The sequence below is a fragment of the Arthrobacter sp. R4-81 genome (assembly GCF_054792365.1).
Map to the genome: position 1 here is coordinate 26865 of NZ_CP096445.1, position 18699 is coordinate 45563.

An 18699-nucleotide genomic window follows, 5' to 3' on the forward strand; every position below is an offset into this window, starting at 1 on the left:
GTCTCAGGCTCCAATCGCGAGGACGGCCGGGCTACTTGTTAGTGGCTGCATTGCTCTTCTCAAGGAAGGTCTTTGCAGCATCGGCCGGGCTGATCCGCCCGAACTCCACCTCTGTAGTCAGCTGCTTGAGGGTGTCGGCAACGACGCTTGCGCCCTTGGGGTAGACGTAGGCCTCAGGGAGTTCGTCCTCCTGGATGGCCGCCATCATGTCAACGAACGTTTTGTCATCCTTGCTGAGCTTGGACGTGATGGATTCAGCAACGTCGGGATTGATCGGCACGCCGCGCTGCGTCAGGGTGTGCGCCGCGCCGTCGGTGTCGTTGGTCAGGAAGTCCACCAGCTTTGCTGCTTCCTTTGGGTGCTTGGACTTTGCAGCGACTGACCACAGCATGGTGGGATCAGCGGAGTAGCCCCGCCGTTCAGCCGTGGTTTCGCCGGGCATCCGAAGGAGGACCAGGTCCCCTTCTACAGCATCGTTGTAGCCCTTGAAGTTATTGATGGGGATGATCTGGGAGGCAACGGTGCCCTTGGCCAGGTAAGACTGGGCGGGCGATCCACCGATCTGCTCAAAGAAACCTGCGGGTGGATATCCCCCGGCTTTGCGAAGGTCCACGCTGTACTGGAACCAGTCACGGATAGTCTCCTCGCTGACACCGAGCTTGTTGTCCTTGGTGTAGAAGTCCTCGCCACGCTGGCGGGCGAGAAGGATCGGCCCGGTTTCGGTGGCCACGTCATAGCCTGCGCCGTAAACCTTTCCACCGGTCTTCCGGGTCACTTCGCTGGCGAACTTGGCGTAGTCTTCCCAGCTCCAGGTCTTGTCGTCGGGAATGGTCACCCCGGCCTGGTCCGTGATGGTTTTGTTGACCACCATGCCGATTGTTGTTACTCCGGTGGCCAGTCCATACAGCTTGCCGTCGACGGTTCCGCGGCTGAGCACCGTCTCCGGTACGGCGTCGAGCTTGAGTTCCGGAAGAGTCTTGAGGTCTGCCAGAGCGCCGCGCTGGGCGTATTCGAGGAGGCTGCGGTTCGCCATCGCGAGGACGTCCGGCGGATTTCCGCCCGCAAAACGCGTAGCCAGCTTGTCGGCGTAGGGTCCACTGTCCTGGTATTCGGTCTTGACCGTGATGCCGGGGTTCTTCTCCTCAAAGACGCGGAGTGCAGCCTCAGTGACCTTCGCCCGGTTGGCATCACCCCAGAACACGAAGTTGAGTTCCACCGTGCCGTTCTGGCCAGCCGGGTTTCCCGAACCGGCGCAGCCGGTCAGGGCCAGGCCAAGCGTGAGCCCGGCGGCTGCAAGGACGGTTCTGCGGGAGTGGAGCTGCTGTGTCATCTTCATCGAATGACAACCTCTCTGATTTGAAAGTTTCTGTTGGAAGCCCGTAGGGAACGGAGGAGTGGGGACGAAAGTTTCTGAAAGGAACTGGTGGACTGAAGACCTGGAACGTTCCGACACTCCCCCATTACGTTCGGCTCAGTAAACGATTTCTAGCAAGGAACTGCTGTGACTGTCAACACATGCCGGGAAATTCGTTCATTAGGAAACTTTCTGACTACTTGCCTATTTATTTCCGATTGGTTAGTCTCATCCAACCCACGAACTTCCGGACGAAAGGAACTGCAATGGTCCCCGGTCACCATCACAGCAATGCCGTGGACCTTACAGTCGGCGGGGCAGGGATTCTCCGCTATCAGAGCGGAAGTGCATTGGACGGCAGGCAGTCTCCGCGGCCTTTCCTGCACCCGGTCCAAACCCTGTCAGGCACGCTGGTCACAGATTCCGAGCCTCCGGACCATTCGCATCACCTGGGCATTTCAGTAGCCTTCTCCGACGTAAGCGGCAGCAATTACTGGGGTGGGCGTACGTTCAAGCCAGGGGAAGGCTCGGTTTTGTTGGCAAATCATGGCCGGCAGCAGGTCACTGATGTCTATTCCGGAAAGGACTCCATCAGTGAGAATCTGGACTGGATCGGAGCCGACGGCGGCGTGCAGGCAATCGAGCGCCGTCGCATCCAGGTGATGAGGCACACTGATCCTCGGGCTTGGGCCATGAGCATCAGTTCCACCATCAGGCCCGCGGACCAACTGGACCGCCTTGACGTATCCTCCTCAGCGGTCAAAGGAAGGGCGGGGGCAGGATACGGCGGCATCTTTTGGCGCTTCCCCCGGGACGCCCGCGCGGAACTGGTGCTGACTGAAGCCGGAACCGGCACTGATCTTGCCCACGGCTCACTTTCACCCTGGTTGTCTCTCGCGGTAATCGTCGCGGGAAGGCGGGCGAGCGTAGTGCTGGCCCAGGATCCTGGACAGGCTCTTCCCTGGTTCCTGCGGACCGAAGGTTATCTGGGGGCCGGCCCCGCCGTCGCCTGGGACAACAGCAGGACCGTCTCGCGGCACAACCCGCTGAATCTGACCCTTCACGCCGTCGTGATGGACGGGGTTGTGGACTCCCCCGCCCTTGCCCGGAGGCTGTTGGACCTTCATCCGACGCTCCGCCGGCAGACTACCCAGCCGGCCCTCACCCATCGATAGGATCCAGTGACTTCCCAAGACCGCCAGCCCACGTTCAACAATCCCATCCTCAATGCCGACTGGCCAGATCCAGATGCCATCGAGGTGGATGGCTGCTTCTACCTCATTTCGTCCAGTTTCAACCGCGCCCCTGGACTGCCTGTCCTCCGTTCGCGCAATCTGGTGGACTGGGAGCATCTTGGGCATGCACTCAAAGCACTCCCGCCTGTGGACCACTTTTCCCTGGTCCGGCATGGAAGCGGGGTCTGGGCGCCGGCGCTCCGTTACCACGACGGCCGTTTCTGGATTTTCTACCCGGACCCGGACCACGGCATATTCGTGCTCCATTCGGAGAAGGCAGAGGGTCCCTGGAGCGAACCGCACCTGCTCTACCCCGGCCGTGGAATCATCGATCCCTGCCCCCTCTGGGATGAGGATGGTAAGGCCTACCTGGTCCACGGCTGGGCCAAGAGCAGGATCGGACTTAAGAACGTCTTGACGGTGCATCGAATGAGCCCAGACGCTTCCCGGCTACTGGACAGCGGCACCCACGTTATTAAGGGCGTAGATTTTCCGGGATACACCACCATCGAGGGACCCAAATTCTACAAACGCGACGGCTGGTACTGGATCTTTGCACCCGCCGGAGGAGTAGCCACGGGATGGCAGTCAGTGTTCCGCGCGCGCTCGCCCTTCGGACCTTATGAAGCGCGTAAGGTCCTGGAGCAGGGAAACAGCCCTGTCAACGGCCCCCATCAGGGCGCCTGGGTCACCACCCCTGCTGGCCAGGACTGGTTCCTCCATTTCCAGGATCGCGGCCCCTACGGCCGCGTCGTCCATCTTCAGCCCATGGGATGGGGCGACGACGGCTGGCCGTGGATGGGTGCCCGGACCGCTAACGCTCCGGCCGGGACTCCGGTGCTGACCCACGCGTATCCACGCGGGACCGCTCCCGACGCCGTCCACCTCCCGGCGTCGGACGACTTCCGTGAAAGGACCTTAGGGAACCAATGGCATTGGCAGGCCAACCCCCAGGCGGACTGGCTGGCCCTGCCCGGCGACGGGCGGGCCATCCTGCATTGCCAGCCCAACGATCCCGGCAACCTCCGGGAGCTGCCGAACGTCCTGGGCCAGATCCTTCCGGGTGTCCCGTCGGTCTTCAGCACGTCAATCGAACTGGGCGATGTTCCGGCGGGAACCCGGGCCGGTGTGGTGGTGCTGGGATTGGAGTACGCCTGGCTTGGCCTCAGGAGAACCCCAACCGGGGTGCAGCTGACCGCTGGCACCGGAGGGAGCACGCCACAGGAGGAACCGCTTGGGGCCCCGGTGGACCTCCCGGCCGGTGCAATAGAGCTGCGGGTCCGCACTGATGCAAAGCATCGGGCGCATTTCGCATGGCGTCCGCGGGGAACCGGCGAATGGCACGAGCAGGATTGGGAATTCACCCTGGCGAAAGGCCATTGGATCGGGGCGGAGCTGGGAATCTTCGCCACCTCGCCCAGAGGTTCCAGCGGGACGGGCGATGTTATCGTGGGGTCAGTACAGCTGGAAGCCGCACGTACTGCACAGGAACAATCGCCGGAGTTTGCGGGATCCGCACAACTATGACTCCTAGGACTTCCACTTTGGCCACCCCACCATCCACGCCCGCTCCCCGCTCCACCATTGCGGATGTGGCAACGGCTGCGGGTGTGTCCGTTCCAACGGTCTCCAAAGTCCTCAATGGCCGTGCCCATGTTTCCCAAGAGACCCGGGACCGCGTCAACACCGCCGTCGAAGAACTGGGCTACAACAAGAGAAAAACCCAGGTCAACGGTGCACGGTTGCTGCAACTCGTGGTGAACAACTTCGACAGCCCCTGGGTGCTTGAGATCCTCAAAGGGGCGGAGGCCGCCGCTGCCCGCCAGGGCTACAACGTGCTGTGCACCAAGACGGAACATGTGTCGTCAGAGGAGTGGCGGAAACTCCGGCGCTCCTCAACGAATCAGCTCGCCGGGGTGATGTTGCTGGCTCCCCATAGAGGGTCACGATTGGTGACGGCACTGCGCTCGCTGAACATCCCCGCCGTCGCCCTTGACCCCCAAGGCAGCGAGGCACTCGCAATTCCGAGCGTTGGGCCGGCGTCGTTCTCCGGGGCGATGCTCGCCGTCGAGCATCTTCTCAAGCTGGGACATCGGGAGATCGGAATGATTACCGGCGGCGGCGCTGATTCCGTCCACAGTCCGGCCCGCTATGCCGCCTATGCCGCAGCGCTCAGGTCGGCAGGGATCGAGCTGAATCCCGATTTTGTGCGCGACGGCAATTTCAGCATTGAGGCCGGACTCCGGCTCGGCGGGGAACTCCTGGATCTGGATCAGAGGCCCACCGCTGTGTTCGCCGGGAACGACCTTCAGGCGCTGGGCCTGATGAGTGCCGCCGCGGTGAGGTCAATCCGGGTGCCTGAGGAGCTCAGCGTGGTTGGTTTCGATGACATTGCCCAGGCAGCCCTGACATCACCGCCCCTGACAACCATCCGGCAGCCTTCCGAGCAGATGGGAGGGCTCGCCGTCGGCATGCTGGTGGACCAGATCGAAAACGCCACAGCCGGTCCACGCTCCATAGAACTGGCGACGGAGCTGATCCAGAGGGGCTCCACCGCACCGTACCCGCAGCCTGCTTGAGTGTTCCCCGGCTTGGCTAGAGGAACAGCGTTCAGTTATTCCTGCCCCGGGCGGCAACTGCCCATGTGCCACTAAACGTCCCGTCTCTGACCAGACTCACTTCGTCGACGAGGTTCATGGTCAGGCAGACGTGGTTGGGAATGACCCGGAGCCGCTGCCCGCGTTCCGGTATTGCCGCTCCTTGTGGCCACTGCACTGTGGCGTGATGTTCCGACAGCGCGATGATTCTCGCTGCAGGGTAGTCGAGCAACCGCCCATACCCGGTGGCCCACGGGGCACGGTCGCTGCCCAGGATCTTGCTTCCGGCATCAATGATGAAGCGCCCGGGCTCCTCCGGGCCGGTCTTATGGTGGCTGACAACCGTGCTGGCGACTGTGAGTGCGATGTCCCCGGGGCTGCACCGCTCAAGCTCGAGCTGCTGCGCATCACCAAAAACGTAGACACCCGGCCGCAGTTCTGTGGCTGCTGTTTCCCCGCCCAGAAGGGCGGTTGGCGTCGATCCGCCGCTGAGCTCCATCTCAGTGAAGCCTGCGGAAGCAAGGGCCGCCGCGGCGTGGCGAAGGACCGTATCTTCTTCCCCGGCAGCCTGACGGGGCATTCCGGGCGTGTAGCTGTGGCCGGGGAAGGTGAACACCCCTGTGACGTTGAGGCCGGCCTCGGCTGCTGCCAACGCGACGACGGCGGCTGAGTCGGGATGGACGCCGCTGCGGTGGTGGCCGCTGTCGAGCTCCACCCTGACTGCGATTTTTCCCGCGTCGGCTCCGAGATTCCTGGCCATGAAGGCGGCGCTTTCGGCAGAATCCACGCCTACCGTAATGCGGGCGCTCTCCGCGAGGCGATGGAGCCTTTCGGCTTGCCGGACGCCCACCCACAGGGGGTAAGCGATGAAGATGTCCTCCACTCCGCCATTGGCGAAGACTTCGGCTTCACCGATAGTTGCCACAGTGAGCCCCACGGCCCCTGCGGCGAGCTGCTTGGCCGCAATTTCCAGGACTTTATGGGTTTTGGCGTGAGGCCGCAAGTTGACGCCACGGTTGCTGGTGGCCGACGCCATCCTGGCGATATTTCGGTCCAGTATGTCGACGTCGATCATGACGCCAGGGGTGGTGATCTCAGCGGGAACAGTCATTGAGGGCCTCCTTTAGTCAAGATCCGCTGGAGTTGCAGGGAATTTACCTGCGGTTTACGCGGTAAGTCTTGCCGGAATGGCCAGCCTGCGACAGACTCATTCTCACCTGATGAACGGATCCGCGTGGCGATTGAACGTAATCGACTGAATTCGTTCGGCCAAACCACGTGCGACGCGAACGCCTCGACGCGTTCCGGCTCTTGGCGATGACGCCGTCGGCCAGAGTCCGCAGACCGGAGAGGATAGTCATGACAGGATCGTTTGAGGTATTCGTTGATTCGGAATCGTACTTCAGGTTCCGACTCAAGGCTCCGGATGGAACCATCATGGCTGTCTCCATGGCCTTTGAGGACAAACCCGCGGCGGTGGCCGGCATTACTGCCGTACGTGAGTACGCGGGAATGGGACTCATCACTGACCTGTGTCCGGCTGGTCTGTCCACGCGCACTCCGGAACCGGCGCTTGCCGTTGACACACGGCGCCCAAGTGGAGACCGGCAAAGAGATGATCATCAGAGGGTTGATCTCAGACCTGGTGATCACAGAACAGCAGCTGACCATTTCCGGACGCGTGCAAGGACCTTGCGCCAGGCGGCAACGGGGCCCCGCTGGACCCACCTGGTCTGAGACTGTGTGGGGTCTCAGACCCCTTCCCGATTTTGAGACTCTGGTGGGTTACTCGTAGACGTGCGGCGCCAGGGTGCCTACGAAATCAAGGTTGCGGTACTTTTCGGCGTAGTCCAGGCCATAGCCGACCACGAATTCGTTAGGAATGTCGAACCCGACGTACTTGACGTCGATCTCCACCTTCGCGGCCGTGGGCTTGCGGAAGGCCGTGCAGATTTCCACTGATGCGGTGCCGCGGGATTCAAGGTTGGTCTTCAGCCAGGACAGGGTGAGGCCGGAGTCGATGATGTCCTCAACGATCAGCACATCCTTGCCCATGAGGTCGGTATCAAGGTCCTTGAGGATCCGGACCACGCCTGAGGACTGGGTGCCGGAGCCGTAGGAAGAAACAGCCATCCAGTCCATGGAGACGTGGCTGTGGAGTGCCCTGGCGAGGTCAGCCATGACCATCACTGCACCCTTGAGGACGCCGACAATAAGGAGCTCGCGTCCCTCGTAGTCCTTGTCGATGTCCGCAGCGAGCTCGGTAATACGCTGCTGGATCTGTTCCTTGGTGTAGAGAACGTGCTTAAGGTCTGCCTGGACGTCGTTTGAATCCACCAATGGCTCCTGTGTAGATACGGGGTGCGACTATTTCTGGGGCGGTTTGTGAGACCGGAATACTAGCTTCCCACAGCGTGCGCCTTCGCGGGGAACGGGGCGCCTGCCAGTCTCCCGGTTGAGCTGGTCTTCGGCCAGGATCTGCGCAAGGGAAAGCCTGTACACGCTGACTCCTCCAGGCAGTTCCACCGGCCCCGCTGAGCCCTTCCGCCGCAGGAGGGCTTCCGCTGCCAGGAGCCGCTGGTAGCTGGGCTGTTGGCCCCCGACGGCGGCAGCTGCCTTTGCGATGACCCGGTACCTGATGGCCGGGGCAAGTTCCCGCAGCTCTTCCTCCGGCAAGGTCAGGTCCGGTCCGGAACGCTGAGCCAACAGCTCATACGTCGTGTTCGCCACGTCCTCCAGGTAGTCCGCGTCGAGCTGCAGGATGGAGGCCGTGCGGGCAAGGGATTCAGCCACCCCCGGGCCAAGCTTTTCCTCCAGCAGTGGGAGGACCTCCACCCGGGTGCGGGAGCGGGCAAAGGCAGGATCTGCATTGCTGGGATCATGCCAAGGCTCCAACCCTTCCACCTCGCAAATTTCCAGGGTTTCAGCCCGACGCAGGCCAAGGAAAGGCCTCAGGAGACGATCCCGGACCGGACGCATCCCCGCCAGCGAACGGGTACCCGATCCTCGGGCTAGGCCCAGCAGCACCTGCTCGGCCTGATCATCCAGGGTATGGCCCAGCAGGATGGCGCCGGCTCCGACGGCGTCCGCCACCGACTCGAGCGCGGCGTGCCGGGCGTCGCGGGCGGCAGCTTCGGGGCCCACGCCGGGCGTGGCCACGTCGACCACCCGCACCACGACTGGGGAGAGGCCCAGTTCCTCCAGCGTAACTGCAGTTTTGGCCGCAACGTCCGCCGAGCCTCGCTGGAGCTGATGGTCAACAACCACTGCGCCTACCGAGACCCGGTGCCCGTCCACATGTCCTCGCCGGGCAAAGTAGGCCGCAACAGCTGCCAGTGCCAGTGAATCTGGGCCACCGCTGCACGCCACGAGCACTTGTTCCGGGTAGCCCGCGGAGGCTAAGGCGTCCTGCAACATCTTCCGGGCGGTCCCGACGACGGGAGCAAGACGGCCGGGACGCCGTCGTCCGCCCGTCCCGAGCACAGCGCCTGATCCAGCGCCTGGCACGGTAATTAGAGCCCCATTCGGTCGAGCCAGATCTTGGCGTCGTGGATTTCAGGCTCCGTGGGGAGGTGATCCACGGATTCCCAGACCCGGTTGAAGCCCTCCATGCCCGCAGCCTCAACAACGGCACGGACGAACTTGGCGCCGTCGGTGTATTGCCGCATCTTCGCGTCCAGGCCGAGCAGGTTGCGGATGAACTTTTCCACAATTCCGCGGTCCTTGCCACGGTCGTTGAACCGCTGCCGGATGGTTTTAACGGACGGGACGATGCTGGCGTCGACGGCGTCCATCACCACGTTGGCGTGCCCTTCAAGGAGGCTCATCACGGCCGTCAAGTGCGAGATGGCGGCCTTTTCCTCGGGGTCCTGGAGCAGGTCCAGAATGACGCCACGGCCTGGCGTAGTTCCCGACGCCGACCTGTCCTTTAGGGAGCGCGCGGCAGCTGTTGCCCGCTCCATGAGCGAATCCACGTTGCCGAGGAGATGGCCGCTGAGATCGTCGATTTGGCTGAGCATGTGGTGTCGCAACCAAGGTGCAGCCGCAAACTGCACACGGTGCGTCTGTTCGTGCAGGCAGACCCAGAGCCGGAAGTCCTCCGGGGTGACGTTGAGCTCGCGCTCTACGGCGATGATGTTGGGAGCGACCAGGAGCAGCCGTCCGCCAGCCGGCGCATTGGAGTCCTCGGCCAAGGCTGAAAAGGGGTCGTACTGGCCCAACACCTTGCTGGACAGAAAGGCCAGGATGGCGCCGAGCTGGCTGCCGGTAATGGCTCCGCTCACCGCCGCGGCTCCCGGGGTGAGCGTGCCCCGTCTGCTTTCAAGGAGCTTTTCGATCGCGGGCTTGAGCATAACCGCGAAACTTTGCGTGTTGGCCCTGGACCAGGATGCCCTGTCCACGACCAGGACTGAGGAATCCCTGAGGTCCCGCGCGGCTTCAAGCCCGGTGATGTCGTGGACGTGGGGTACTGAGACGTCGGCCATGAAACGAAGGTTCTCCACGGCCGAGCCGATCTCTGAGGACCCCAGTGACGGGCCGGCCGGAGCAAGCCTCGCCGCGGTGGAAGCGGCGAGCTCCCAATTGATGAGCGCCTGGGCCGGAACTGTTGACTCGCCTGCTGAAGACTCCATAACTTCCATCACACCATAGCCCGCTGCCGTGCGTCCTTAAGTTCGCCCAACGGCGAACCAAAGCGGCTTCCGGGGATTCTGGCTAGCGGCACCCGCAGGATGCAAGAACAGACGCGGATTGGTCCAAGGCAACCCGGTTTCCCGCCGCCCCGGGAGTGAGATCGTTGCCGATGAAGGAAAACACCAGCAGCCTTCCTTCGGCATCCACCACGTAACCGCTGAGCGCGATGACGGAGTTGAGGGTGCCGGTCTTCGCCCGCACCAGTCCTGCGCCGGATGCGGTGGAACCCTCGGTGTAGCGGGCCCCCAGTGTTCCGGTCAGGCCCGCAACAGGAAACCCGTCCAGTGCCGCCCGGAGCCTGGTGTCCTCCCCTGAGGTAATGGCGCGAACAACTTCAGAGAGCTGCCGGGCTGTTACCTGGTTCGCCAAGGTCAGTCCGGACACGTCGGCCAGGCGCAGGCCGCCAGTGGGGATGCCCAGCCTGCTGAGTTGCTCGATAACGTTGGTGGTGGCGCCGTCGTTACTTCCAGGCAAGCCTGAAGCGGCGGCAGCCATCCGCCCAAGGGCCTCGGCTAGATAGTTATCCGAGGTTTCCAGCATCAGGTTTACCTGTTCCCGCACTGTGGCTGACTGCACCTCTGCCAGCACCTTGCCCTGGAGTCCTTGACCCGGGGCCCGCTGCACGCCCGGGGCGACCGTAAGCCCTGCAGCGGCGCCGGAGGCAGTGAGCTGTGCGGAGAATGCCTCCGCCGCAATCAGGGCGGCGTCCTGAGGGCGCGGGCCGGTGGTTACGCCGGGCTCAAACCGCGCGGAATTAAGCGCCAGGGGGAACAATGGGGCAACCTCCCCCGCCGCAACGTCGTCCGGGCTCCAGGCCGGGCTCAGGGCGGGACCGGTAAAGAGGGAATCGTCAAGCAGTACCGAGACAGTCCCGGCTGCGCTGTTGGCCTTCAGCGCCTGGACTGTCTGCTCAGCCAGCGTGGCAAGCCCCGCGTATCCCAGGGCGTCCTTCCCTGATGATGCACCGGCCGCAAGAAGCACGTCTCCGCCACCCGTGAGCACGACGGAACCAGCCGTGGGGCCCGTCACAGCCTTAGTGCTGAAACGGCGGTCCGGACCGAGCGACCTCAGTGCCGCTACCGCCGTCAGGAGTTTCACGTTCGACGCCGGAACCCGGTTTTCCGCCCCGCCCCGGTCAAACAGCACCTGGCCCGTGGCCGCGTCCTGGACCACCCCTGTGAAGCTTCCCCCGCCGTCGGGCTTAAGGGTGGCGTTGAGTTGGGCGGCCAGAGTGTCCGGCCAAGGAACGGGAGCGGATCCGCTGAGGGGTTCGATGCCGTCCGGCCGGGAAAGATCGCGGGGGGCCTGCTGCCAAGGAGGAATCGAAGGGGCCGGCTGTGCCGGATACAGCCCTTGGCCGGTGAAGCCGGGGGCGATGACCATACCGGCAGGGACGGCGAGGGCTGCAACGAGGAGGGTAAGCAGCATCAGCGGGTAGTGCCGCCGGAGGACTCCGAGGGTGTCACGCAGGGCCATTTTTACGCCTGACAGGCCGGTGATGTCTTTCATACTGCAGCTGGTCCTTAAGTCCTGAATGTCCCCACTAGTTCAGAAAACCTGGGCCTCTCGCTATATCCTCAATAGTAGTCGGCGGCACGGACACTCCTTAGCAGAAGGTCACGAGTGCCGCGAACCCCCTGAAGTCGAGGAGCATTCCATGAAGCATGACGTGACCATCGAGATCCCCAAGGGATCACGCGTCAAGTACGAAGTCGACCACGAGACGGGCCGAGTCCGCCTGGACCGCGTCCTCTTCACGTCCATGCAGTACCCCACCCACTACGGCTTTTTCGAGAACACCCTGGGTGAAGACGGCGACCCGTTGGACGCACTGGTGCTCCTGCAGGATTTCGATCTCCACCCGGGCGTCATCGTTGAGGCCCGCCCCATTGGCGTCTTCAACATGACCGACGACGGCGGCGGAGACGCCAAGGTCCTGTGCGTTCCGGCGGATCCCCGTTTCGACCACATCCAGGAAGTCACCGACGTGAGCGAATTCCTGATCAAGGAAATCGAGCACTTCTTCACGCGTTACAAGGACCTTGAGCCCGGCAAATGGGTCAAGGCCGAAGGCTGGGCGGACCGCGCCGCAGCCGAAGCCGAGCTCGAAGCCTCCATCAAGCGCTACGTTCCGGCAGCAGGGCACTGACGCTCAACCACAACGGCGGTGGTGCGGTTCACTTCGAACCCCACCACCGCCGTCGAACGTTTAAGGCCGGCCAGCTCGTGACCAGTTGCGGATTTCCTCCGGGTCTTCACCGTGCTTCCTGGTGTGGTTCCGTGCCTTGATCCTGCGGTCCTGAAGCGACTGGCGCAACAGCGAGTGTTTTTCCGTGAGTCCGGGCACCCTGTCGATGGCATCGATGGCGAGCTGGAAGCGGTCAATCCCGTTAAGCATGGCCATGTCGAAGGGCGTGGTGGTGGTGCCCTCTTCCTTATACCCACGAACGTGCAGGCCTTCCTGGTTGGTACGCCGGTAGGCCAGCCGGTGGATCAGGGAAGGGTAGCCGTGGTAGGCAAAAATGATGGGTTTAGCGGCGGTGAAAATGCCGTCGAAGTCCCGGGATGTCAGTCCGTGAGGATGCTCTCCGGCATCCTGGAGCCGCATCAGGTCCACTACGTTGACAACCCTTACCTTCAGTCCGGGAGCTCCAGCTTTCAGAAGTTCCGCCGCCGCAACCGTCTCCAAAGTGGGCACGTCGCCCGCACAGGCCAGTACGACGTCGGGCTCCTCGCCTGGGACTTCCGAGCCGGCAAACTCCCAGATCCCCAGTCCACGCTGGCAGTGATGGGCGGCTTCCTCCGGTCCAAGCCAGGTGGGTGAGGGCTGCTTGCCGCTCACCACAATGTTCACGTAATCCCTGGAGCGCAGGCAGTGCTCCATCACGGAAAGCAGGGTGTTGGCATCCGGTGGCAGATACACGCGGATGACCTCAGCTTTCTTGTTCACGGCGTGGTCAATAAAGCCGGGGTCCTGATGTGAGAAGCCGTTGTGGTCCTGCTGCCAGACGTGGGAGGACAGCAGATAGTTCAGCGATGCCACCGGCCGGCGCCAGGGAAGCGCCCGGTGGACCTTGAGCCACTTCGCGTGCTGGTTGAACATGGAATCGACAATGTGGATGAACGCCTCGTAGCAGCTGAACACTCCGTGGCGGCCGGTCAGCAGGTATCCTTCCAGCCACCCTTGGCATAAGTGTTCGCTGAGGACTTCCATGACCCGTCCGGCGCGGGCAAGGTGTTCATCCAGGGCGTCAATCCTGTACTGCCACACCTTGTCCGTGGCCTCGTAGACGTTCTGCAGCCGGTTTGAGGCCGTTTCGTCAGGGCCGAACAGCCGGAACGTCTCCGGGTTCCCGGCAATGACGTCGCGCAGCCAGGAGCCCAGGGCGATCATGGGGCTCACACGCTCCACCCCTGGTCTGGAAACCTCGACGGCATGCTGGTCGTAGTCCGGCAGCTTCAGGTCGCGGAGCAGGACGCCGCCGTTCGCGTAGGGAGTGGCACTCATCCGCAGCTCACCTTCGGGGGCGTTGGCGGCGACGTCGGCGCGGAGGCCACCGTCGTCGTCGAACAATTCTTCGGGCCGGTAAGACTCCAACCACTCCTGCAGTTGTACGAGGTGATCAGGGTTAGTGCGTACCTGGTCCAGAGGGACCTGGTGGCTGCGCCAGGTCCCCTCCACTTGCTGCCCGTCCACTATCCGGGGACCGGTCCAGCCCTTCGGCGAGCGCAGAACGATCATGGGCCACTGCGGGGCAGCATCGTTCGGCGCGGCATCCCTTGGTGAATCCTGCTCGGTCCGGCGCTCCTCCTGGATAGCGCGGATCTCGGCCAGGCACTTGTCCAGCACCGTGGCGAAGTCCCGGTGCGCCTGGACCGTGTTGTCAGGGTCATCCACTGTGACAAAGTGCGGCGAGTGTCCGTAGCCGCGAAGCAGTTGTTCCAACTGGGCTTCGGGCATCCTGGCCAGCACCGTGGGGTTGGCGATCTTGTAACCGTTCAGGTGCAGTATGGGCAGGACGGCGCCGTCAGCCACCGGGTCCAGGAAATTATGGGAGTGCCAGCTAGCAGCCAGTGGGCCGGTTTCCGCCTCGCCATCACCGATAACGACGGCGGTGATCAGCTTTGGGTTATCGAATACCGACCCGTAGGCATGCGCAAGCGAATACCCCAGTTCGCCGCCCTCGCTGATGGAGCCGGGCGTCTCGGGAGCCGCATGGCTGGGGATTCCGCCCGGGTAGGAGAACTGTCGGAACAGCTCGGCCAGCCCCTGTTCGTCGTTGCCTACGTTGCTGTAGATCCCGGAGTAAGTCCCTTCCAGCCAGGCGTTGGCGACCACCGCAGGTCCGCCGTGGCCCGGGCCTGCGATGAACAGCATCTCCTGCCGGTCCCGCCGGATGACCCGGTTCAGGTGGGAGTAAACGAAGTTCAGGCCAGGCGTAGTACCCCAGTGGCCCAGCAGCCTGGCCTTGGTGTCCTCCGCGCTCAGGGGTTTCCAGAGGAGGGGGTTGGAACGAAGGTAGATCTGGCCCACTGAGAGATAGTTGGCTGCCCTCCACCAGCGGTCCACGAGGTCCAGTTCCGTCGTCGTTGATGTGCCCGTGTTCTGATCCATGACGTCCTCACCATTGCCGGCAATGCCAACTCCCATGGCAACATCTTCATTGCGCCGGCACAACCTATGAGCCACCGTGTTCTGCTGCGCAGCGTAATTCTTGTTTCGGGCCCGGGATCCGTCGCACCGGCGAAGAATTCAACTTGCCTCTTAAGTGGCAGCCGGTAGTCTTTGACCCACAATGTTCACGCTGACCATCAACCAGAGGGACAGCCGGCGCGATGGTGACCGGGTTCCGCAGCTCCTCAAGGACCTGCGCCACATCCCCGCGCGCCTGGATTTCGATCGGTCAGTGGAGGACGAAGTCCAGGGCATTGTGGACGCCCCTGAGCAGGCAGTGGAGGCCGCCCTGATCGCCCTGCGTTGCGGCAGCTGGTTTGTGGGGATAGGTGTGGGGCCAGTCAATGAACCCCTGCCCAATCAGATCAAGGACGCGTCCGGTCATGGACTCATCTATGCGCGGCGGGCGGTGGACCGGCTGCGGAACAGCAAGGACAGGGTACCGGTGGCAGTCGAAGGGCCCTTGGCGGACCTGTCCGGGGAGGCCGAGGCCGTGCTGCGGCTCCTTGGCAACATTGTGCATGGCAGGAGCCCTGCGGAATGGCGGGTGCTGGATCTGCTCACACCCGGAGTGCGGGGGCAGCAGAAAGCTGTGGCCGAAGAACTGGGCATCACCACACAGGCTGTCAGCAAAGCAGTGGCAAGGGCCCAATGGGCTGATGAACATGCCGCCCGCCCCGCTGCTGCACGGCTGCTGCACATGATCCTGGAAGCGCGCTGACGCTGTAGAGCCGGCCCGTCCCCTCTACAGCAGGCTGCGCAGCACGTGGGCAGCGCCGTCGTCGTAGACAGAAAGTGTGACTTCATCCGCCGCTGCCGCAACTTCATCCGGCGCCTGGCCCATGGCTACACCACGGCCTGCCCAATCGAGCATCTCGATGTCATTCCGGCCATCCCCGATGGCCACGGTGCGGTGCTCGGGGATGTCCAGGTGGCCTCGGATCCGCTCAAGGGCACTCGCCTTCGTGACCCCGGCGGCGGCGATGTCCAGCCAGGCCGTCCATCCCACGGAGTACGTCACGCCGGCCAGGCCAACGTGCTGGATCGCCTCCGTGAATTCCTCCGGCGTGTTCTCTGAACTGAAAACCACCACACGGACGGCCGTTGCCTGGAGCAGGGTGTGGAAGTCGACGCCGATGGCCTCGACACCGAAGCTGGGGTCCTGGAACCGCTCCGTGGACAGGAAATTACCGTCGGCATCCTCCAGCGCGTACTTGGCCGAGGGGAGACGTTCCCGCAGTGCGCGGAGTGCAGGGCCGGGGTCGAACGTTGCCTTGTGGAGGACCTTGTAGCCGTCCGTGTGGGCGGGGTCCAGCCGCAGGGTCACTCCCCCGTTGCAGCACACGGCGTAGCCGGTCTCAATTCCAAGCTGCTCAATGATGGGAAGCGTGGCGTTGAGCGAACGGCCGGTAGCGATCATCACTTCGTGACCGGCCGCAACTACGGCCTGGGCCGCTTCCCGGACCGGGGCGGACATGTGGCCATCGTGGTCCACCAGGGTGCCGTCCACGTCCAGGGCAACCATCAGCTTGTGTTTGAAACCGTTGCTGCCGTTGTGCCCGTGGCCGTTGCCCTTTTGGCTCGTTGGCTGGCTGGCAGCATCGGGCAGAAAGGCGGTCAGTTTGTTTCTCTTATTTTCATTTCGCCGGTCATCGTTGCCAGCGACTGAGGTTTCAGTCAATGTACTCATTTATCTAGTAGAGCAGACGCCCCCGGTCCTCGCTAGGACGCAGACCACAGATTCATCTTGTGTTCGCTAACGAGTGGCCCAATGAGTGGTTGCTGCTGCCCTCGAACTTTTCTCCGAGCGGGGGTCAGCGGGGCCTCCCTGCAGATGATTGAGTAGTTCCGAGCGATGCCCCCATCATTTGCAGCTGCAGAGCCAGCCCTGACCGTACCGGCAGTGCAGGTGCGCCGGCATTTTTGAGGCCATCAATCGTGGCGAAAATCAGGGTTGCCAGCTGTTCGCTCGAAGCGCCAATCTTCGCGAGCTTTATCTCGCCGGAATGGTCAGCCTCGCTGAGGGCAGTGGCGATGAGCCGGACGAGCCGTTGCCGCGCCTCGTGTGCGACGTCGCCAACCAGTTCCACGTTTGCATCAAAGAGCTCGGACCCATGCGCGCTGGCGCTGATGTCTTCCAGCAGGCCTGCGAAGTAGGTGGAAAGCGCAGCTTCAATCCGTTCGAAAACTTCCAGATTCCGTGACAACTCACGCTCGACGGCGTGCATTACTTGCCCGTGGGCGCGAATGGAGCCGGCCCGGAATACTTCTTCCTTGTTCTTGAAATGCAGATAGACCGCGGCACGGGAGATTCCGGCTGCCTCGGCGATGTCGCGCATGGATGTCTTCCGGAATCCGTAACGGCAGAACACAGCCAGCGACGCGTCCAGAATTCCATCGGACTTCGATTCAGAAGAGCTCACCAGAGAAGATTGACAGGTTGGATACAAAGTGTCAATCTGTCCAAACACGACCGGGAAGACACCCCGCCACACACGATCGGATAGCCGAATGAGCACAGAAGCCAACCTCGAAGCGGAACGAATCCGCGGCGTCGAACGATCCCGGCTCAAAGCGCTGGTCGGCGGCGATATTCAGACTGCTGATCCGCTGCACTCAAGCGACTTCCAACTCGTTACACCGATCGGGGCGCTCCTCAACAAAGAGCAGTACCTGGGAGCCATCGCAACGGGCCAGATCTCCTACGTCTCCTGGGAGCCGGGGCCCATTAACGTCCGGCACTCCGGCTCCTTTGCGACGGTCCGATACCAGGCAGATCTCGAAGTCATCTTCGGCGGTCATCGCGTTGCCCGGACCGGATACTGGCACACCGATACCTACGAGCTGAACAACGGTGAATGGCAGGCTGTGTGGTCACAGGCAACGGCGATTCAGTAAGCCTTGGGATGTTCTTAGGCATCGGCTGGCGGCGGGGCCGTAGATTCACGGATTACGAGGTGCGTAGCCAGCTCCACCCTGCGGGAACTCAGCGCTTCTGCGTGCATTTGGCTGAGGATGGACCGCAGAGCGGCGCGTCCCATCTCCTGCAGCGGCTGAGCCACTGAAGTGAGGGCAGGCACGGACTCCTCCGCCCGGGAGGTGCCGTCAAATCCGACCAGACTTATGTCGTCCGGCACCCGAATTCCCTGCCGACGCGCCTCGGCAAGCACACCCAGGGCAATGCTGTCATTTGCGGCAAAGATGGCGGTGGGTCGTTGTTCCAGTTGAAGCAGGGATTTCAGCCCCTCAACTCCGTGTTCGGACCGGAAAGATCCGGGGATGATAGAGCGCCCATCCACCGTTACCCCGCTTGCCCCCATAGCGGCTAGATATCCATGGAGCCGCGCCTGATTGCATTCGACGCCGTCAGGCCCGCCCAAGTAAGCAATCCTGCGGTGTCCAAGTTCAAGCAGGTGGGAGGTTGCCTCTTTGCCGCCTGCCCAGTTGGTGGCCCCAACGCTCACCACATCGCCGGGAGGCGGATTGAACGGGTCAATGACTGCGGTGGGTACTCCCCTGCGGCGGAAGGCATCCAACTGGGCCTCGTTGAAGGCGGATGTCACCACAATCATTCCGCAGCGGCCTTCGTCGATTATCCGGGCGGCGCGCTGTTCCGCAGACAGCCGCGGGGCGCCCTGCTTACTCGTGACATTGAGCAGGACCTCAATGTTCGACTCCCCCGCTGCTTCCAGGATTCCATTGAGGACCTCGATTGCGTAGGCGGTGTTCAGTGAGTCAAGGACCACCTCGACGGCCTGCCTGCCGGTGAGGCTCCTGCGCTGCTGAAGCGGCGATTTGTACCCGGTCCGCGCCAGCACCGCCATGACTTTGGAGCGGGTTTCCTCCGCTACGTCGTTGCGTCCGTTGATCACCTTGGAAACGGTGGGCGCAGAAACCCCTGCCTCGCGAGCAACTGCCGCCAGCGTCAGTTTTGGCTTGGGCTCAATGGAAGGCATAGCCACTCCTAGACTTTCGAAATATTTCGACGAGTAAGTCTTGCAGTGGGACGGCTGAACGTCAATCAACTGCCTGTAAGTGTTGTCGAAAGGCTTGACCTAGCCCTGTGCTCACGATTACTTTTATCTCACTCTCCCGTTATCCTAGCGAAACTTTTCGGAGCTTTGGGCGCGGAGTTCAGGATCAATT

At 62.7% G+C, this 18699-nt stretch carries 17 protein-coding genes; 7 read left to right on the plus strand and 10 right to left on the minus strand.

The features are described 5' to 3' along the window. Window positions 1-31: 31 nt before the first annotated feature. Window positions 32-1336 carry an ABC transporter substrate-binding protein gene (locus M1E05_RS00125; protein ID WP_461164059.1) on the minus strand — a complete coding sequence of 435 codons (1305 nt, stop codon included), beginning with the start codon at window positions 1334-1336 and terminating at the stop codon, window positions 32-34. A 284-nt stretch (window positions 1337-1620) separates the two neighbouring features. On the opposite strand from M1E05_RS00125, the gene M1E05_RS00130 reads away from it, so the two are divergent. From M1E05_RS00130 to M1E05_RS00140, 3 genes are read left to right on the plus strand one after another with little or no spacing between them, the layout of a single operon-like run. Beyond that, window positions 1621-2529: a DUF6807 domain-containing protein gene (locus tag M1E05_RS00130; protein ID WP_461164060.1), complete on the plus strand. Its 909-nt coding sequence runs from the start codon at window positions 1621-1623 to the stop codon at window positions 2527-2529. Between the two features lie 6 nt (window positions 2530-2535). Then, the gene (locus M1E05_RS00135) at window positions 2536-4116 is read left to right on the plus strand and encodes a glycoside hydrolase family 43 protein (RefSeq protein ID WP_461164061.1); all 1581 of its coding nucleotides are present in this window, start codon (window positions 2536-2538) and stop codon (window positions 4114-4116) included. A 17-nt stretch (window positions 4117-4133) separates the two neighbouring features. After that, complete coding sequence (locus tag M1E05_RS00140) at window positions 4134-5168, plus strand: LacI family DNA-binding transcriptional regulator (RefSeq protein ID WP_461164062.1); 1035 nt, start codon at window positions 4134-4136, stop codon at window positions 5166-5168. Between the two features lie 31 nt (window positions 5169-5199). Here M1E05_RS00140 and M1E05_RS00145 read toward each other — a convergent pair whose 3' ends face one another. Then, window positions 5200-6297 (minus strand): alanine racemase, encoded by a 1098-nt coding sequence (locus tag M1E05_RS00145; RefSeq protein WP_461164063.1) that lies wholly within the window; start codon window positions 6295-6297, stop codon window positions 5200-5202. A gap of 248 nt (window positions 6298-6545) precedes the next feature. On the opposite strand from M1E05_RS00145, the gene M1E05_RS00150 reads away from it, so the two are divergent. Further along, window positions 6546-6923, plus strand: coding sequence for a YegP family protein (locus M1E05_RS00150; protein ID WP_458112767.1), 378 nt, complete (start codon window positions 6546-6548; stop codon window positions 6921-6923). 48 nt (window positions 6924-6971) lie between these two features. Here M1E05_RS00150 and hpt read toward each other — a convergent pair whose 3' ends face one another. The 4 genes from hpt to dacB all read right to left on the minus strand — a co-directional run bounded on the left by hpt (window position 6972) and on the right by dacB (window position 11387). Beyond that, window positions 6972-7523, minus strand: a complete 552-nt coding sequence (hpt, locus tag M1E05_RS00155; RefSeq protein WP_461164064.1) for a hypoxanthine phosphoribosyltransferase — start codon at window positions 7521-7523, stop codon at window positions 6972-6974. A gap of 30 nt (window positions 7524-7553) precedes the next feature. Further along, window positions 7554-8603, minus strand: coding sequence for a tRNA lysidine(34) synthetase TilS (gene tilS / locus M1E05_RS00160; protein ID WP_461165302.1), 1050 nt, complete (start codon window positions 8601-8603; stop codon window positions 7554-7556). A gap of 95 nt (window positions 8604-8698) precedes the next feature. Beyond that, complete coding sequence (locus M1E05_RS00165) at window positions 8699-9817, minus strand: zinc-dependent metalloprotease (RefSeq protein ID WP_461164065.1); 1119 nt, start codon at window positions 9815-9817, stop codon at window positions 8699-8701. Between the two features lie 82 nt (window positions 9818-9899). After that, the gene (gene dacB / locus M1E05_RS00170; protein WP_461164066.1) at window positions 9900-11387 is read right to left on the minus strand and encodes a D-alanyl-D-alanine carboxypeptidase/D-alanyl-D-alanine endopeptidase; all 1488 of its coding nucleotides are present in this window, start codon (window positions 11385-11387) and stop codon (window positions 9900-9902) included. Window positions 11388-11535: 148 nt separating this feature from the next. Between dacB and M1E05_RS00175 the strand changes: the two genes are divergently transcribed. Beyond that, on the plus strand, window positions 11536-12027 hold the full coding sequence (locus M1E05_RS00175; protein WP_247041291.1) for an inorganic diphosphatase: 492 nt from the start codon (window positions 11536-11538) through the stop codon (window positions 12025-12027). Window positions 12028-12087: 60 nt separating this feature from the next. Here the strand turns inward: M1E05_RS00175 and M1E05_RS00180 are convergent, their stop codons facing one another. Beyond that, window positions 12088-14493 carry a phosphoketolase family protein gene (locus M1E05_RS00180; RefSeq protein ID WP_461165303.1) on the minus strand — a complete coding sequence of 802 codons (2406 nt, stop codon included), beginning with the start codon at window positions 14491-14493 and terminating at the stop codon, window positions 12088-12090. A 181-nt stretch (window positions 14494-14674) separates the two neighbouring features. Here M1E05_RS00180 and M1E05_RS00185 point away from each other — a divergent pair, with 181 nt between their 5' ends. Beyond that, window positions 14675-15274 (plus strand): MarR family transcriptional regulator, encoded by a 600-nt coding sequence (locus M1E05_RS00185; RefSeq protein ID WP_458112763.1) that lies wholly within the window; start codon window positions 14675-14677, stop codon window positions 15272-15274. Window positions 15275-15298: 24 nt separating this feature from the next. Here the strand turns inward: M1E05_RS00185 and M1E05_RS00190 are convergent, their stop codons facing one another. Beyond that, window positions 15299-16243 carry an HAD family hydrolase gene (locus M1E05_RS00190; RefSeq protein WP_461164067.1) on the minus strand — a complete coding sequence of 315 codons (945 nt, stop codon included), beginning with the start codon at window positions 16241-16243 and terminating at the stop codon, window positions 15299-15301. A gap of 124 nt (window positions 16244-16367) precedes the next feature. Next, window positions 16368-16976 (minus strand): TetR/AcrR family transcriptional regulator, encoded by a 609-nt coding sequence (locus M1E05_RS00195; RefSeq protein ID WP_461164068.1) that lies wholly within the window; start codon window positions 16974-16976, stop codon window positions 16368-16370. A gap of 88 nt (window positions 16977-17064) precedes the next feature. Between M1E05_RS00195 and M1E05_RS00200 the strand changes: the two genes are divergently transcribed. Next, window positions 17065-17451 carry a nuclear transport factor 2 family protein gene (locus tag M1E05_RS00200; RefSeq protein ID WP_461164069.1) on the plus strand — a complete coding sequence of 129 codons (387 nt, stop codon included), beginning with the start codon at window positions 17065-17067 and terminating at the stop codon, window positions 17449-17451. A 14-nt stretch (window positions 17452-17465) separates the two neighbouring features. Here M1E05_RS00200 and M1E05_RS00205 read toward each other — a convergent pair whose 3' ends face one another. Continuing rightward, complete coding sequence (locus M1E05_RS00205) at window positions 17466-18509, minus strand: LacI family DNA-binding transcriptional regulator (protein WP_461164070.1); 1044 nt, start codon at window positions 18507-18509, stop codon at window positions 17466-17468. Between the last annotated feature and the right edge of the window lie 190 nt (window positions 18510-18699).